A 15,791-nucleotide genomic window follows, 5' to 3' on the forward strand; every position below is an offset into this window, starting at 1 on the left:
CGAGTTTCGGCCAGCCCTCGCCCCACGTGCTACGGACCGATCTCACAGGTGACGAGCAGTCCCACGGCCCCTCCGCGTGGCCGGAGGTGACCCCGGGGGCGGCTCAGCCATGGACGGTCCCCGGCGACGGGGCCCCCTACGACTGGTACGCCCAGCCGGAGGACGACCCGCCCGCCCCCTGGCCCGGCTCCTCGCACCCCGCGCCCCGGCCCGAACCGCTCCCGCACCCGGAACCCTCCGGTCCCCCACGGACCGAGTTCCCCTCCGGTCCCCCGCGGCCCGAGTTCCCCTCCGATCCCGCCAGGCCCGGGTTCCCGCCCGGCCCCTCGGGAAGCGGCCGGCCGGATCTCCCCTCCGAGCCCTCAGGCCCGCGGACCGAGTTCCCGCCCGGCCCATCGGGTCCCAGCTGGTCCGAGTTCTCCCGGACCGATCCGGCTCCTCCGGCTCCTCCGGCGTGGATCAACTCGCCCACACCCCCGGAGCCCTCCCCTCCCGCCTGGCCGGCCCCGCCGGGCACACCCGACACCTCTGGCCCGTCATGGCCCGGCCCCCCCGCCCCCGACACGACCTCCCCCGCGTGGCCGCCCCCGCTCCGCGACGACACCTCCCCCGCCTGGCCGTCTCCCGGCGACCAGCCGTCCGCGCCCTGGCCCGGCCCCCCGGGGCCCGGCGACCCTCCCGGCCCCGCGTGGCCCGGCGCCTCCGACGCGACCTCTCCCGCCTGGCCGGCCCCGCCGGGCACACCCGACACCTCTGGCCCGTCCTGGCCCGGCCCCCCCGCCCCCGACACGACCTCCCCCGCGTGGCCGCCCCCGCTCCGCGACGACACCTCCCCCGCCTGGCCGTCTCCCGGCGACCAGCCGTCCGCGCCCTGGCCCGGCCCCCCGGGGCCCGGCGACCCTCCCGGCCCCGCGTGGCCCGGCGCCTCCGACGCGACCTCTCCCGCCTGGCCGGCCCCGCCGGGCACACCCGACACCTCTGGCCCGTCCTGGCCCGGCTCCCCCGCCCCCGACACGACCTCCCCCGCGTGGCCGCCCCCGCTCCGCGACGACACCTCCCCCGCCTGGCCCACGGACCCGGCCGCCCCTTCGCGGCCCGGCGGGATCGGCGAGGGCGAGCGCCACGAGCACGGGGGTCCCGCGCCGCGCGACGACCAGCCGCTCTCCACAGCGCCCATCGTGCCGGGCGCTCCACCCTGGCAGCCGCCCCCCGCCTTCACCGCCGCGGCCGCGGGCATGCAGGTCTGGCCCTCGTCCGGCCAGGGGGCCCCCTGGCCCGCCGCGACCGGCGAGCCGGTGTGGACGACCGACCCCGAGGAGAGCGCCGCCCGCCCGGGAGAGCCGGGCGACGTCGCCGTGTGGCCGCCGGACGCCGTCCCCCAGCAGGAGCCTGGCGAGAGCGGCGACACCACGGTCGACGTCCGCGCCACCGGGCCCGCCACGCCGGGACACCCCGAGCAGGGGGATCTCCTGGAGAGCGACCCCGCGCCCCAGCGGGACCCGCTCACCGGACAGGCCCCCGCGCAGGCCTCCCCGCCGCAGGCCACTCCCCGGCAGGTGTCTCCCCAGCAGCCCTCCGCGCCCCCGGCGTCCGGCCCGCGGGCCGAGCCCCTCCCGCCCGGTCCCGCTCCGGCGACCCTGCCCTCCTCCTTTCCCGGACCCGTCTCCGGACCCATGGCCGCGCCTATGGCGGCGCCCATGTCCGCGCCCCTGGCCCAGCCCGTCACCCGACCGGAACCGGAGCCGACCTCACCGGTGCCCACGCCGCCCCTCGAACAGGCCGCCCACGACCGGAGGCCTTCCCAGGCCGGCGATCCCGGCCAGACGGCCGTGCAGCCCTTCCCCGTCTCCGACGCGACCCCGCCGGGCGGTATCCCCGTCGTCACCGGCGTGGCCCCGCCGTTCCCGGTCCTCCCGCCCCCGCCGGCGACCTCCACGCCCGCGGGCGAGCCGACGGCGGTCCTCGGGACCGGCCAGGCGACGACGCGCGGGGCGTTCACCCCGCTCTCCGCGTTCACCCCCGAGCCCCCGCCCCCTCCCCCCGCGCCGGCCCGCAGCAGGGCGAGCACGACGCTGATCGCGGCCGTGGTCGCGGTCGTCGTGGTCGGCATCGGCACCGGCGCCTTCTTCGCCTACCAGTCGTTCAGCGCCAAACAGTCGGCGAACGCGACGGACCCGATCCCCAGCTCCGGGACCCTCGACCCCACCGACGACCTGGACATCACCGGCGACCCCGAGCCGATCAACACCACGATGCTCAACTCGGAGAAGACCGACCCGGGCACGATGACCGTGGCCGACGCCTTCGGCAAGAAGGTGTCCGTGGCCGGGACGACGTTCACCAGGGTCAAGACCGACGTCACCGAGCAGTGCCAGAAGGCCGCGTCCGGCAGGTTCGCCGGCACACTGCGCACCCAGGAGTGCCGCCGGGTGCTGCGGGCGACGTACGTGGACAGCAAGCGGAGATACGCCGTCACCACGGGGATCGCCGTGCTGCCCACCCGCGAGTCCGCGGTCGCGGCCGACAAGGCCAAGAACCTCGGCAGCAACCTCTGGTTCCGCGGCCTGCCCTCGGCCGCGGGCACGGGCGGCGAGCGGGTGCACATCGCGGGCGGCTACGCGGCCGGGATGGTGTGGGGCCGCTACATCGTGTTCAGCTACGCCACCTTCAGCGACGGGCACACGCCGACCGCGAAGGAGAAGGGCCTGGGCAAGGTCAGCGGCGCCTTCCGCGACCAGACCGCGAAGGTCGTGGAGCGCCGCGTCACAAGCTGAGCGTCCGTGTCACGCGCCGGGCGCCCGGTGTCACGAGCTGAGCGTCCGCACCCGGCGGGTCTCCGCGGCCCGCCGGGCGAGCTCCTCGGCGCCGGGATAGCGCACCTCCTCCAGGCAGAGCCCGTGCGCCGGCGCGACGTGCACCCCCGAGTCCCGTACGGCCCTCGCCAGCACCCCTCCCGGCCAGTCGACCGGGAGCCGGCCCTCGCCGACGGGCAGCAGCGATCCGACGAGCGCCCGGACCATGGAGTGGCAGAACGCGTCGGCCTTCACCGTCGCGACGACGAGCCCGTCCGCGCGGACCCAGTCGAGCCGCTGGAGCTCGCGGATCGTGGTCGCGCCCTCGCGCTTCTTGCAGAACGCGGCGAAGTCGTGCTCGCCGAGGAGGGCTGCGGCGGCCTCGTTCAGCCTGTCCACGTCGAGCGGCCTGTTGTACCAGACGACCTCGCGGCGGCGGAGCGGGTCGACCCCGCCCGGGGCGTCGGAGATCCGGTAGGCGTACCGCCTCGACAGCGCCGAGAACCGCGCGTCGAAGCCCTCAGGAGCCACCGTGACGAGACGCACGCGTACATCGGGCGGCAGGACTCCGGCTAGCCTCCTGCGCATGGCAGAGAGCCTCTCGTCGAGCTCCGCGAACTCCGCCGCGGATCCCGGCTCCGGGGCCCCGTCCCCGGCGCCTCCGGCTCCCCCTCGGCGGTCGCGGCCGTCCAGCGCGCCGAGCGCGCCGGGGTCCAGGTCGACGTGGGCCACCTGGCCGCGGGCGTGCACGCCCGCGTCGGTCCGCCCGGCCACGGTCAGCGCCGGAGACTCGGCGAGCCGCAGGATCCTGCCGAGCGCCTCCTCGATCTCCCCCTGGACCGTACGCCGCCCGGGCTGCTTGGCCCAGCCGGAGAAGTCGGTGCCGTCATAGGCGAGATCCAGCCTCAGCCGTACCACGATGGTTCCTTTCTGGAACTCTCACGGGCTCTCTCGTGGTCCCATCCCTCCCGGGAGTGCCCAGAAGGGACGTTCGGAGACCGCCTGGAGAACGGAAAGGGCCCGGCGCCCCCCGTGGAGGAGGTGCCGGGCCCGTTCACGGAGCCTGAAATCAACACAAAGCCTGAAATCAGCGCACAGAGCTTGAAATCAGCGCAGAGTCCGAAGTCAGCACAGTGCCTGAAGTCAACCAGGGCTTGAAGTCGACCGGGCTTGAAATCAGCGCAGTGCCTGGGATCAGGCGTTGTCCTTCTTCGCCTCGGTCTCCTCGGCGGGAGCCTCGGTCGTCTCCTCGGAGGCCTTCGTCTCCTCGGTGGTCTCGGCCTTGGCCTCGTCGGCCTTGGTCTCCTCGACCTCGGCCTCCTTCGCCTCCTCCGCCTTGGGCGCGGTGGCCTTGGCGGCGGCCGGGGCGGTCTGGCCGACCTTGACCGCGTTCAGCGGCTCGGACACCAGCTCGATCACGGCCATGGGGGCGGCGTCGCCCTTACGGAGACCGATCTTGGTGATCCGGGTGTAGCCACCGGGACGCTCGGCGAAGGTGGGGGCGATCTCGGTGAAGAGGTGGTGGACGACGCTCTTGTCCTTGACGATCGTCAGCACCTGGCGACGGTTGTGCATGTCGCCCTTCTTCGCCTTGGTGATCAGCTTCTCCGCCACCGGACGCAGACGCTTCGCCTTGGCCTCGGTGGTCTTGATCCGGCCGTGCTGGAACAGCTGGGTGGCGAGGTTCGCCAGGATCAGCCGCTCGTGGGCCGGGCTGCCGCCGAGACGGGCACCCTTGGTGGGCCTAGGCATAACGTTCTCCTTGGGAGTAAACCCGCCCCGGCCGTACGAGGTACCGGGGTCGGGCCGGGGGCCGGAGGGCCCCCGTCATCGTGAAACTCGGTGACACCGGACGTGACGCGGAGTCACCCGGTGTCACGGGACGCCGTGTGGCGTCCCGGAACTCAGTACTGCTCGGTCTCGACGTACGCGCTGTCGTCGTCGTCGTAGCCGCCGCCGGCCACCGCGCTCGGGTCGAACCCGGGCGGGGAGTCCTTGAGCGCGAGCGTCATCTCGTGCAGCTTCTGCTTGACCTCTTCGATGGACTTGGCACCGAAGTTCCTTATGTCGAGAAGGTCCTGCTCGCTGCGGGCCACGAGCTCACCCACGGTGTGGATGCCCTCGCGCTTGAGGCAGTTGTAGGAGCGGACCGTGAGGTTCAGCTCCTCGATCGGCAGCGCCAGGTCGGCGGCGAGCGCCGCGTCCGTCGGCGACGGGCCGATGTCGATGCCCTCGGCCTCGACGTTCAGCTCGCGGGCGAGACCGAACAGCTCGACGAGGGTCTTGCCGGCGGAGGCCACCGCGTCGCGGGGCTTCATGCACGGCTTGGTCTCGACGTCCAGGATCAGACGGTCGAAGTCGGTGCGCTGCTCGACTCGGGTCGCCTCGACCTTGTAGGTGACCTTGAGCACCGGGGAGTAGATGGAGTCGATCGGGATGCGGCCGATCTCCTGGCCCGGCTGCTTGTTCTGCGCGGCGGAGACGTAGCCGCGACCGCGCTCGACGGTCAGCTCCATCTCCAGCTTCGCCTTGCCGTTCAGGGTGGCGATGCGCAGCTCGGGGTTGTGCACCTCGACACCGGCCGGGGGCGCGATGTCGGCGGCGGTGACGTCACCGGGGCCCTGCTTGCGCAGGTACATGACCACGGGCTCGTCGTGCTCGGAGGAGACGACCAGGTCCTTGAGGTTCAGGATGATGTCGGTGACATCCTCCTTGACGCCCGGCACGGTGGTGAACTCGTGCAGCACACCCTCGATGCGGATGCTGGTCACGGCCGCGCCCGGGATGGACGACAGCAGCGTGCGGCGCAGCGAGTTGCCGATGGTGTAGCCGAAACCCGGCTCCAGCGGCTCGATGATGAACTTGGACCGGGTCTCCTCGAGGGACTCCTCAAGGAGGGAGGGACGCTGAGCGATCAGCATGGTGAGATCTCCCTTGCATGGCGGCGCCCGCTATTTGACGCCGCTCGAACAACAGCATAGGTGCCGTACGGCGAATTGCCGCACGGCACCTACAGGAGCCCTACTTGGAGTAGAGCTCGACGATCAACTGCTCCTGGACCTGGGTGTCGATCTGCTGACGGACCGGGAGCTGGTGGACCAGGACGCGCAGGGCGTCCGGGACGACGCCGAGCCACGCCGGGTACGTCTTGTCACCGGCGGTGGCGCGGGCCACCTCGTAGGGCAGGAGGTTGCGCGACTTCTCGCGGACCTCGACGATGTCGTGCTCGCGCACGCGGTACGACGGGATGTCGACCTTCTTGCCGTTCACCAGGATGTGTCCGTGACGGACCTGCTGGCGGGCGGCGTCGCGCGACTCCGCGAAACCGGCGCGGTAGACCACGTTGTCGAGACGGCTCTCCAGGATCTGGAGGAGGTTCTCGCCGGTCTTGCCGGTCTTGCGGTTGGCTTCCTCGTAGTAGTTGTGGAACTGCTTCTCGAGGACGCCGTAGATGCGGCGGGTCTTCTGCTTCTCACGAAGCTGGAGCTGGTACTCAGACTCCTTGGGACGGCCGCGGCCGTGCTCACCCGGCGGGTAAGGACGGATCTCGATGGGGCACTTCGCGGACTCGCACTTCTTGCCCTTGAGGAAGAGCTTGGTCTTCTCCCTGCGGCAAAGCTTGCAGTCCGCACCCGTGTAACGAGCCATTTTCTATCTTCTCCTGGGCGTCAGACGCGACGGCGCTTGGGCGGACGGCAGCCGTTGTGCGGCACGGGGGTGACGTCCTGGATGGACCCGACCTCAAGACCGGTCGCCTGCAGCGACCGGATCGCGGTCTCACGGCCGGAGCCGGGGCCCTTGACGAAGACATCGACCTTGCGCATGCCGTGCTCCATGGCGCGGCGGGCGGCGTTCTCCGCGGCCATCTGCGCCGCGAACGGGGTGGACTTACGAGAGCCCTTGAACCCGACGTGGCCGGCGCTGGCCCAGGAGATCACGTTCCCACTCGGGTCGGTGATCGAGACGATCGTGTTGTTGAACGTGCTCTTGATGTGGGCGTGCCCGTGAGCGACGTTCTTCTTTTCCTTGCGGCGCACCTTCTTGGGTGCACCCTGGCGGCTCTTAGGAGGCATTCTTTGCCTTCACTCCTGAGGTCTTCGGTCCTGCGGCTACGCGGACTACTTCTTACCGGGCTTCTTCTTGCCGGCCACGGTCTTCTTCTTGCCCTTACGGGTGCGTGCGTTGGTCTGCGTGCGCTGACCGTGCACGGGAAGGCCACGGCGGTGCCGAATGCCCTGGTAGCACTGAATCTCGATCTTGCGACGGATGTCGGCCTGAACTTCGCGACGGAGGTCACCCTCGATCTTGTAGTTCGCCTCGATGTAGTCGCGCAGCGGCACCAGCTCTTCGTCGGTCAGCTGGTGAACCCGCAGGTCGCCGTTGACGCCGGTGGCCTTGAGGGTTTCGAGCGCACGAGTGCGGCCGATTCCGAAAATGTAGGTGAGAGCGATCTCCAGCCGCTTGTCGCGGGGGAGGTCTACACCAACCAGGCGAGCCATGGTCGGGCATTCTCCTTCGTTATGGCGGAGGTCCTGCGCCTCACTTCCCCTCCCCATGCCCGGGGTGAGGGCCCCGGCCTCCGACCGGGGGTCTCCTGCGGGGTACGGCGCGAGCCGCCGACGCAGGTGTGAGACACGATTAAGTGAAAGCCCCACATGGATCGAGCCCGCCTCTTACGAGCGGACTCTCACGGGGCCTTGTTTGGAAGCGACTAACCCTGACGCTGCTTGTGGCGCAGGTTGTCGCAGATCACCATGACGCGACCGTGCCGGCGAATCACCTTGCACTTGTCACAGATCTTCTTGACGCTCGGCTTGACCTTCATAGTCCTATTCGTCCCTCAGACGCGCTTACTTGTATCGGTAGACGATCCGCCCACGACTGAGGTCGTAGGGGCTCAGTTCGACGACAACCCTGTCGTCAGGAAGGATCCGGATGTAGTGCATCCGCATCCGCCCGCTGATGTGGGCCAGGACCTTATGGCCGTTGTCGAGTTGCACCCGGAACATCGCGTTCGGGAGCGACTCAACCACAGTGCCCTCGATCTCGATGGCGCCGTCTTTCTTGGCCATGTCCCTCGCGTTTCACTGATCGGTCGTCTGAGGCTTCGGAACACTAAGCAGCCGCGACCCAGCGCTTCGATGAGAGCGGCGGTTGCGACACCGCCGATGCGCAATGGTCATAGTGAACCGAAGAAGGAGTGTACGGCACCGGGCGAGGAAATGCGAAACACACGGCCGGTACCTTGACACAACCGCTACAAAGGATAGCGCAGATCCCGAGCGGGACGGACGGCACGGCTCGACGCGCGAATACTCGTGCGCCCATTGTGGCACGTCCGGCCAGGTCAGGCCAGCATCCCGGCGGCCGGGACGGGTGGGGCGGGGCGGGCGTCACCGTTCCCGCCGCTCAGGCGGCCACCCGGGCGGGCCGGATCGGACCGGCGCCCCCGGCCCGGACCCGGACCCGCGCCCTCAGCGGCCCGTACCAGGCCCAGGTCAGGCCCGAGTCAGGGCCGGCACAGCCGGCGGTCGCGCCGGATCCGCGCCCTCCGGGAAAGCCTCCCGGCCTGGAAAGACTGCCTACTCGGAAAAGCCTCCCGGCACGGGAAAGCCCTCCGGCGACCCGGCGCCGGAGGGCTTGTTCGACCAACCTTATCGATCAACGTTCCCTGACCGGTCATTCCCGGCCGGCGCCTCTCGATCAGCACTCCTCGATCAACACCTCGGCATCCCGTCGAGGGCCCCCGCCCCCACCGGATGATCTTGACCCCTCGGACCGTCTCCCCGAAGCGCGCGGGAGGGGCTCAGAATGCGTCGCCCCAGCGACCGCAGTCGTCGAACTTGTTCCCGCCCTCGCAGACCCGGATCTTGAAGTCGTCGAAGCCGTTGCTCTTCTTGAACCCGCCGAACTTGTTGAAGCCCGAGTTGCCGAAGGTGCTGAACACCTTGCTGTGCGAGCCGAACCTGTCGTGCCACTTGAACCACACGTAGCTGCGCTGGCGGTCACGGTCGCGGTCGAACAGGTCGCCGTAGAACCAGTAGCGGCCACCGCTGCTGGTCCAGTAGCCCTTGAAGTAGGAGCGCCTGCCGAAGCTCTCGCCGCCGCCGAAGCCCGAGTAGTAAGGACCGAAGAAGTGCTTGCTCGACGCCTGGGTCTCCTGGACCGCGACGGCTGACCCGGCCGAGGCCTGCGAGGCCGAGGCCATCGCCGACGGGGCGGCGACCACACCCGCGGCCAGCGAGCCTGCCAGCGCCGCTCCGACCAGGGCTGTACGGATCTTGCTCATTGAATCTTCCTCCTGTGAACCGGGGTCCGGCTGTCCGGACACCGCTCACGTTAGGAAGATTCAACGGGCTCTTCTGTGGAGGAATGCACACTCAACGCCCAGAGTGCACTATTACCGGTTCTTGTCGTGTCCCAGCCCCGAGGCGATCGTCGCCACCAGCAACACCACGCCCCACGGGCCCATCACCCACAGGGGCCACGGGTACGGGAAGTCGCCGGTTATCCCCACGATGAGCCAGATCATCCAGTTGATGCCGCTGGCCGTCGCCCAGACGGACCAGGCGGCCGCCAGGCCCTTCTTCTGCAGATCCTTCCCGCCGCTCGCCTTGGCGCGCTCAGGGGCCCGGGAAGGGGCCTCGGGGAGCCGGCGCAGGTCGACGTCGGGAAGGTCTGAGGTGAGGACGGCGAGCTCGCCGTACGTCTTGCTGGTGTAGAGCTGTTCGAGGCGCTCGTCGAACTCCTCCGTGGTCAGTCGGCCCTGGGCGTAGTGCTCCCGCAGGACCGAGGCGATCTTGTCGCGATCTCCGTCGGAGGCTCGCATCTCCGGACCAGCCGCCATGTCAACCACATCCGCTCACCGGTGGGCCCGAATCAGCCCGCGTCTCCCAACAGATCGGCAAGCCGCTCTTTCCCCCCGTCAAGGGCGGTCAGTACCCAAGGTCCATTATGTGTCACGGCGACGCTGTGTTCGAAGTGTGCGGAGACCTTCCCGTCGATTGTGACGACGGTCCAGTCGTCGGCCAGCACCTTGGTCCGGTCCGTCCCGAGGTTGACCATCGGCTCGACGGCGAAGCACATGCCCGGCTCGAACTTCGGGCCCCGGCCGGGCTTGCCGTGGTTGGCCACCCACGGGTCCATGTGCATCTCGGTGCCGATGCCGTGGCCGCCGTACTCCTGCGGGATGCCGTAGCGCCCCTGGGAGCGGATGTACTTCTCCACCTCGTGTCCGATGTCGGACAGGTGGCGGCCCACGGTGAGCGCGGCGATGCCCCGCCACATGGCCTCCTCGGTGACCCGCATCAGCTCGGTCAGCTTGGGGTCCACCTCGCCGATCGGGACCGTGATGGCCGAGTCGCCGTGCCAGCCGTCCAGGATGGCGCCGCAGTCGATCGAGATGATGTCGCCCTCCCGCAGCTGGCGGCGGTCGTTCGGGATGCCGTGGACGACCTCGTGGTTGACCGAGGCGCAGATCGTCGCGGGGAAGCCCTGGTAGCCCTTGAAGGAGGGGATCGCCCCCTCGGCCCTGATCGCCTTCTCCGCGATCGCGTCGAGGTCCAGGGGCGTCATGCCCGGCTGGACGCTCTCCCGCAGGAGCTGCAGGGTACGGCCGACCACGAGACCCGCCGCCCGCATCTTGTCCACCTGCTCGGGCGTCTTCATCTGGATTCCATGCTTGTTCTTCTTGAACACGTGCACACCCCCTGGGGTGGTTCAACGGACGGTCCGGGAGCCCAATTCCCCCGATTCTGCCCTAAATGACAGCACGCCACCCATGAGAAACCCATGGGTGGCGTGCTCGGCGCATATCGGTTCGCTAGTCGATGAAGGGGTTCAAGGCCTCCATCGCGCGCTGGGTGACCTCTTCCACCGGACCGGTGGCGTCCACGCCGACCAGGATCCCCTCGTCGGCGTAGAAGGAGACCAAGGGGGCGGTCTGCTCCTGGTAGACCTCCAGGCGGTGCCTGACGGTCATCTCCTTGTCGTCGTCCCGCTGGTAGAGCCGGCCGTCGCAGGCGTCGCAGATGTCGTCCTTCTTGTCGTCGAAGTCGACGTGCCAGATGCGGCCGCACTGGCTGCAGGTCCGGCGGCCCGCGAGCCTGCGGACGACCTCCTCGTCGTCGACCACGAGCTCCAGGACGACGTCCAGACCGACCTCGAACTCGGCGAGGATCTTCTTCAGGATCTCGGCCTGGGGCACGTTCCTGGGGAAGCCGTCGAGCAGGAAACCGTCCTGCGCGTCGTTCTCGGCGAGGCGGTCGCGGACCATCGCGATGGTGACCTCGTCGGGCACGAGGTCGCCGCGGTCCATGTATTCCTTGGCAAGCTTGCCGAGCTCCGTGCCGCCCGAGACGTTGGCGCGGAAGATGTCACCTGTCGAAATCTTCGGGATCGACAGGTTCGATGCGACGAACTGGGCCTGTGTCCCCTTACCCGCTCCGGGGGGCCCGACCAGGACGAGGCGCACTACTTCAGGAAGCCTTCATAGTTGCGCTGCTGCAGCTGGCTCTCGATCTGCTTCACGGTGTCAAGGCCGACACCAACCATGATCAGAATGCTCGTCCCTCCGAACGGGAAGTTCTGACTCGCGCCGACGAGCGCCAGCGCGACGATCGGCACCATGGAGATCAGGCCCAGATACAGCGCGCCGGGAGCGGTGAGTCTCGTGAGCACGTAGTGCAGGTACTCAGCCGTCGGGCGGCCCGGACGGATGCCCGGGATGAACCCACCGTACTTCTTCATGTTGTCGGCGACCTCAACGGGGTTGAAGGTAATCGACACGTAGAAGTACGTGAAGAAGACGATGAGCAGGAAGAAGGTGATCATGTACGTCGGGGTGGTCCCGCCGCCGCCGAACTCCTGCGAGATCCACTGGATGATCGGGTGCGGCTCTTCCTGGGTGTTCGTGAAGAGCGTCGTGATCAGCTGCGGAAGATAGAGCAGCGAGGAGGCGAAGATGACCGGGATGATGCCGGCCTGGTTGACCTTCAGCGGGATGTAGGTCGACGTCCCGCCGTACATTCTGCGGCCGACCATGCGCTTGGCGTACTGCACCGGGATCCGGCGCTGTGCCTGCTCCACCATCACGACCAGGGCGATCATCGCGATACCGACGACGATGACCACGGCGAAGACGAAGCCGCCCTTCTGGCGGGCGATGTTCAGCAGCTCGGACGGGAAGACCGCGATGACCTGCGTGAAGATCAGGATGGACATGCCGTTGCCGATGCCGCGGTCGGTGACGAGCTCGCCCAGCCACATGACGACGGCGGTGCCGGCGGTCATGGTCAGCACCATCGTGACGATGGCGAAGACGTTGTCCTTGTCGAGGAGGATCTCCTCGCGGCACTGCGGGAACAGCTGGCCGCTGCGGGCCAGGGCCACGAAGGCGGTCGACTGCAGGACGGCCAGGCCGACCGTGAGGTAACGGGTGTACTGCGTGATCTTGGTCTGTCCGGCCTGTCCCTCCTTCTTGAGGGCTTCCAGGCGCGGGATGACCACGACGAGCAGCTGAAGAATGATGCTCGCGGTGATGTACGGCATGATGCCGAGGGCGAAAACGGAAAGTTTCAGGAGGGCGCCGCCGCTGAACAGCTGCACCATTCCGTAGATGTTGCCCGCGTCCCCCGCCTGCGCCTGGGTGAGACAACGGCTGATGTTCTCGGTATGCACACCCGGAGTCGGCAGGACCGACCCAAGTCGGAACAGCGCGATGATGCCCAAAGTGAAGAGCAACTTCTTACGCAGGTCCGGCGTACGGAACGCTCGGGTAAATGCGGTCAGCACGGTCCCTCCTGCGCGCCTGAAAGGCGAGGTCGGTCAGCGATGGTGCGGGGGTGTTCCATCTTTGCCATATCCAGTCAATGAGCCCAAGGAAATGAGTCGAGGCCCACTGTCCAGCGAACTCTAACGCACTACGGGCGCGGGAGCCCATTACGAGCCCCCGCGCCGCGTGATGATAACGCCTACAGCTCGGAGACGGAGCCTCCGGCAGCGGCGATCTTGTCCTTGGCGCTCGCCGAGAAGGCATGCGCCTCCACGTTCAACGCCACGGAGATGTCACCGGTTCCCAGAACCTTGACGAGCTGGTTCTTGCGAACCGCGCCCTTGGCGACGAGCGTGTCGACGGTGACGTCGCCGCCGTCGGGGAACAGCTCGCCGAGCCTGTCGAGGTTGACGACCTGGTAGGTCGTCTTGAACAGGGCGTTGGAGAAGCCCTTGAACTTGGGCAGGCGCCGCTGCAGCGGAACCTGGCCACCCTCGAAGCCGAGCGGAACCTTGTTCCGGGCCCTCGTGCCCTTGGTGCCACGACCCGAGGTCTTGCCCTTGGACGCCTCGCCGCGGCCCTTGCGGACCTTCGACTTGTTGGCGCCGGGGGCCGGACGCAGGTGGTGGATGCGGAGCGGAGTGTTCTCTGCCATGTCTAGTCGACCTCTTCCACGGTGACGAGGTGCGTCACCACGGTGACCATGCCGCGGATCTCCGGGCGGTCCTCCTTGACAACGACGTCGCCGATTCGCTTCAGACCGAGCGAGCGCAGCGAGTCACGCTGGTTCTGCTTGCCACCGATCTTGGAACGGACCTGGGTAATCTTCAGGCGCGCCATGGACTAGCTCACCGCCTTCGCGGCCGCGGCCTCCGCGAGGCCCTCGGCGCGAGCCTTGAGCATCCTCTTGGGGGCGACGTCCTCGATCGGGAGACCACGGCGGGCCGCGATCTCCTCGGGGCGGCTGAGGCCCTTCAGGGCCGCCACCGTGGCGTGCACGATGTTGATCGGGTTGTCCGAGCCGAGCGACTTGGACAGCACGTCGTGGATGCCCGCGCACTCCAGCACGGCGCGCACCGGGCCACCGGCGATGACGCCGGTACCGGGCGAGGCCGGACGCAGGAAGACGACGCCGGCGGCCTCTTCGCCCTGCACGATGTGCGGGATGGTGCCCTGGATGCGGGGCACCTTGAAGAAGTGCTTCTTCGCCTCTTCGACACCCTTGGCGATCGCCGCGGGCACTTCCTTGGCCTTGCCGTAGCCGACGCCGACCATGCCGTTGCCGTCACCGACGATGACGAGGGCGGTGAAGCTGAAGCGACGACCACCCTTCACGACCTTGGCCACTCGGTTGATCTTCACAACGCGCTCGATGTACGAGACGCCCTTGTCAGCGTTTCCACCGCGGCGGTCGTCACGACGACCGTCACGCCGCTCGCCACCGGCGGCGCCACCGCGACGCGGAGCTCCAGCCATTAGTGGTTCCTCTTCTCATTCGTAAGACGGGCCATCGGTTGCGATCCTGGATTGCGATCCTGGGACGGAGTCATCAGAACTCCAGTCCGCCTTCGCGTGCGCTGTCTGCCAGCGCCGCGATGCGGCCCGCGTAGCGGTTGCCACCCCGGTCGAAAACGACCGCGGTGATCCCGGCTGCCTTGGCCCGCTGAGCGAGAAGCTCGCCGACCTGCTTGGCCTTGTCGGTCTTGGCGCCCTCCGCCGTGCGCAGGGAGGAGTCCATGGTGGACGCGCTCACCAGCGTGTGGCCCTGGGTGTCGTCGACGATCTGCACGAAGAGGTGCTTCGTGGAGCGGTTGACGACCAGGCGCGGACGCGTGGCCGTACCGGCCACCTTCTTGCGGACTCGGCCGTGGCGGCGGGCCCGCGAGACGGCGCGGGCGGCCGTGTGCTTGCCGAACGCAGTCTTGCCAGCCATGCCTACTTACCAGCCTTTCCGACCTTGCGGCGGATAACTTCACCCTGGTAGCGCACACCCTTGCCCTTGTACGGGTCGGGCTTGCGCAACTTGCGGATGTTCGCGGCGATCTCGCCGACCTTCTGCTTGTCGATGCCGTCCACGTGGAACAGCGTCGGCCTCTCGACGCGGAAGGTGACACCCTCGGGGGCGTCGACGATCACCGGGTGGCTGAAGCCGAGAGCGAACTCAAGCTGAGTCGGGCTCTTGGCCTGCACGCGGTAACCGACGCCCACGATCTCCAGGGTCTTCGAGTAACCCTGGGTCACACCGGTCACCATGTTGGCGACCAGGGTGCGGGACAGGCCGTGCAGCGCACGGACCTTGTTCTCGTCGTTGGGGCGGGTGACGTTCAGGTTGCCGTCGTCACCCTTGGCGATCGCGATGGGCTCCGCGACCGTGTGTGAGAGCGTGCCCTTGGGACCCTTGACCGTGACGTCCCGGCCGTCGATGGCGACGTCCACTCCGTTCGGTACGGGGATGGGCAGCCGTCCGATTCTTGACATGCTGTTCGTTCTCCCCTCTACCAAACGAAGGCGAGGACTTCCCCGCCCACTCCACGCTTGCCGGCCTGCTTGTCCGTCATGAGACCGCCGGACGTCGAGATGATCGCGACGCCCAGTCCGCCCAGGACTCGGGGCAGGTTGTCCTTCTTTGCATAAACCCGCAGGCCGGGCTTGGAAACCCGGCGCAGGCCCGCGAGGGACCGCTCACGGGTCGGCCCGAACTTCAGCTCCACCACGAGGTTCTTTCCGACCTTGGCGTCTTCGACGCTCCAGGACTGGATGTAACCCTCCTGCTGGAGGATCTCGGCGATGTGCGCCTTGATCTTCGAGTACGGCATCGCCACACTGTCGTGGTACGCCGAGTTCGCGTTTCGCAGACGCGTCAGCATGTCTGCGATCGGGTCCGTCATCGTCATGGCCGGTGGCCTTCCTCACCGCGGTTTCCACAGGGGACCTACGGTGCGGTCATGGGCGCCTGTAGGCGGCGCCCGGTGAATACGACTTCTATGTGCGGCCGGTGGCCCGCGCGGGCCCGTGATCGCTCACGGGGCCGCGCGGAGGGCTACCAGCTCGACTTGGTGATGCCGGGCAGCTCGCCCCGGTGCGCCATCTCGCGGAAGCAGATGCGGCACAGGCCGAACTTCCTGTAGACGGCGCGGGGACGACCACAGCGCGAGCACCGAGTGTACGCCCGGACCTCGAACTTGGCCTTACGAGCAGCCTTGACCTTGAGCGACGTCTTCGCCATG

General features: G+C 68.6%; 21 protein-coding genes. 1 reads left to right on the forward strand and 20 read right to left on the reverse strand.

The genetic code is table 11. The annotated features are described in order from the left end of the window. Positions 1-26: 26 nt before the first annotated feature. The gene (locus ACSC1Q_RS25350) at positions 27-2,774 is read left to right on the forward strand and encodes a hypothetical protein (RefSeq protein ID WP_436761206.1); all 2,748 of its coding nucleotides are present in this window, start codon (positions 27-29) and stop codon (positions 2,772-2,774) included. A 30-nt stretch (positions 2,775-2,804) separates the two neighbouring features. Here the strand turns inward: ACSC1Q_RS25350 and truA are convergent, their stop codons facing one another. From truA to ACSC1Q_RS25450, 20 genes are all read right to left on the reverse strand, one after another. Further along, a complete protein-coding gene (gene truA / locus ACSC1Q_RS25355) occupies positions 2,805-3,710 on the reverse strand; it encodes a tRNA pseudouridine(38-40) synthase TruA (RefSeq protein ID WP_436761207.1) in 906 nt (301 codons plus the stop codon). Positions 3,711-3,986: 276 nt separating this feature from the next. Continuing rightward, a complete protein-coding gene (rplQ, locus tag ACSC1Q_RS25360; protein ID WP_436761208.1) occupies positions 3,987-4,544 on the reverse strand; it encodes a 50S ribosomal protein L17 in 558 nt (185 codons plus the stop codon). A gap of 152 nt (positions 4,545-4,696) precedes the next feature. Next, positions 4,697-5,713, reverse strand: coding sequence for a DNA-directed RNA polymerase subunit alpha (locus ACSC1Q_RS25365; RefSeq protein WP_089210160.1), 1,017 nt, complete (start codon positions 5,711-5,713; stop codon positions 4,697-4,699). 100 nt (positions 5,714-5,813) lie between these two features. Then, positions 5,814-6,440 (reverse strand): 30S ribosomal protein S4, encoded by a 627-nt coding sequence (rpsD, locus tag ACSC1Q_RS25370; protein WP_030912875.1) that lies wholly within the window; start codon positions 6,438-6,440, stop codon positions 5,814-5,816. 20 nt (positions 6,441-6,460) lie between these two features. After that, entirely contained in the window at positions 6,461-6,865 is a 405-nt protein-coding gene (gene rpsK / locus ACSC1Q_RS25375) for a 30S ribosomal protein S11 (protein ID WP_012887860.1), read from the reverse strand. A gap of 45 nt (positions 6,866-6,910) precedes the next feature. Continuing rightward, positions 6,911-7,291 carry a 30S ribosomal protein S13 gene (gene rpsM / locus ACSC1Q_RS25380; RefSeq protein ID WP_012887859.1) on the reverse strand — a complete coding sequence of 127 codons (381 nt, stop codon included), beginning with the start codon at positions 7,289-7,291 and terminating at the stop codon, positions 6,911-6,913. A 212-nt stretch (positions 7,292-7,503) separates the two neighbouring features. Beyond that, positions 7,504-7,617, reverse strand: coding sequence for a 50S ribosomal protein L36 (rpmJ, locus tag ACSC1Q_RS25385; protein WP_003956441.1), 114 nt, complete (start codon positions 7,615-7,617; stop codon positions 7,504-7,506). A gap of 25 nt (positions 7,618-7,642) precedes the next feature. Beyond that, positions 7,643-7,864 carry a translation initiation factor IF-1 gene (gene infA / locus ACSC1Q_RS25390; protein WP_012887858.1) on the reverse strand — a complete coding sequence of 74 codons (222 nt, stop codon included), beginning with the start codon at positions 7,862-7,864 and terminating at the stop codon, positions 7,643-7,645. 734 nt (positions 7,865-8,598) lie between these two features. Then, positions 8,599-9,081 (reverse strand): hypothetical protein, encoded by a 483-nt coding sequence (locus ACSC1Q_RS25395; RefSeq protein ID WP_436761209.1) that lies wholly within the window; start codon positions 9,079-9,081, stop codon positions 8,599-8,601. A gap of 111 nt (positions 9,082-9,192) precedes the next feature. Then, complete coding sequence (locus ACSC1Q_RS25400; protein ID WP_436761210.1) at positions 9,193-9,621, reverse strand: DUF1707 SHOCT-like domain-containing protein; 429 nt, start codon at positions 9,619-9,621, stop codon at positions 9,193-9,195. Between the two features lie 50 nt (positions 9,622-9,671). Continuing rightward, on the reverse strand, positions 9,672-10,490 hold the full coding sequence (gene map / locus ACSC1Q_RS25405) for a type I methionyl aminopeptidase (RefSeq protein WP_436761211.1): 819 nt from the start codon (positions 10,488-10,490) through the stop codon (positions 9,672-9,674). 124 nt (positions 10,491-10,614) lie between these two features. Beyond that, positions 10,615-11,265 carry an adenylate kinase gene (locus ACSC1Q_RS25410; protein WP_350970951.1) on the reverse strand — a complete coding sequence of 217 codons (651 nt, stop codon included), beginning with the start codon at positions 11,263-11,265 and terminating at the stop codon, positions 10,615-10,617. After that, positions 11,265-12,584, reverse strand: coding sequence for a preprotein translocase subunit SecY (gene secY, locus ACSC1Q_RS25415; protein ID WP_344746705.1), 1,320 nt, complete (start codon positions 12,582-12,584; stop codon positions 11,265-11,267). The genes ACSC1Q_RS25410 and secY overlap by 1 nt, the downstream gene beginning before the upstream one ends. A 179-nt stretch (positions 12,585-12,763) precedes the next feature. Next, positions 12,764-13,219, reverse strand: a complete 456-nt coding sequence (gene rplO, locus ACSC1Q_RS25420) for a 50S ribosomal protein L15 (RefSeq protein WP_329089958.1) — start codon at positions 13,217-13,219, stop codon at positions 12,764-12,766. Positions 13,220-13,221: 2 nt separating this feature from the next. After that, a complete protein-coding gene (rpmD, locus tag ACSC1Q_RS25425; RefSeq protein ID WP_012887849.1) occupies positions 13,222-13,404 on the reverse strand; it encodes a 50S ribosomal protein L30 in 183 nt (60 codons plus the stop codon). 3 nt (positions 13,405-13,407) lie between these two features. Then, positions 13,408-14,040, reverse strand: coding sequence for a 30S ribosomal protein S5 (gene rpsE, locus ACSC1Q_RS25430; protein ID WP_329089955.1), 633 nt, complete (start codon positions 14,038-14,040; stop codon positions 13,408-13,410). A gap of 73 nt (positions 14,041-14,113) precedes the next feature. Further along, complete coding sequence (gene rplR / locus ACSC1Q_RS25435) at positions 14,114-14,497, reverse strand: 50S ribosomal protein L18 (RefSeq protein WP_436761212.1); 384 nt, start codon at positions 14,495-14,497, stop codon at positions 14,114-14,116. A gap of 2 nt (positions 14,498-14,499) precedes the next feature. Beyond that, positions 14,500-15,042, reverse strand: a complete 543-nt coding sequence (gene rplF / locus ACSC1Q_RS25440; RefSeq protein ID WP_344746701.1) for a 50S ribosomal protein L6 — start codon at positions 15,040-15,042, stop codon at positions 14,500-14,502. A gap of 17 nt (positions 15,043-15,059) precedes the next feature. After that, entirely contained in the window at positions 15,060-15,458 is a 399-nt protein-coding gene (rpsH, locus tag ACSC1Q_RS25445) for a 30S ribosomal protein S8 (RefSeq protein WP_329089949.1), read from the reverse strand. Between the two features lie 146 nt (positions 15,459-15,604). After that, positions 15,605-15,790, reverse strand: a complete 186-nt coding sequence (locus ACSC1Q_RS25450) for a type Z 30S ribosomal protein S14 (RefSeq protein ID WP_012887844.1) — start codon at positions 15,788-15,790, stop codon at positions 15,605-15,607. Between the last annotated feature and the right edge of the window lies 1 nt (position 15,791).

Source organism: Streptosporangium heterodermiicola (genome assembly GCF_051390675.1).
Classification (GTDB): domain Bacteria; phylum Actinomycetota; class Actinomycetes; order Streptosporangiales; family Streptosporangiaceae; genus Streptosporangium.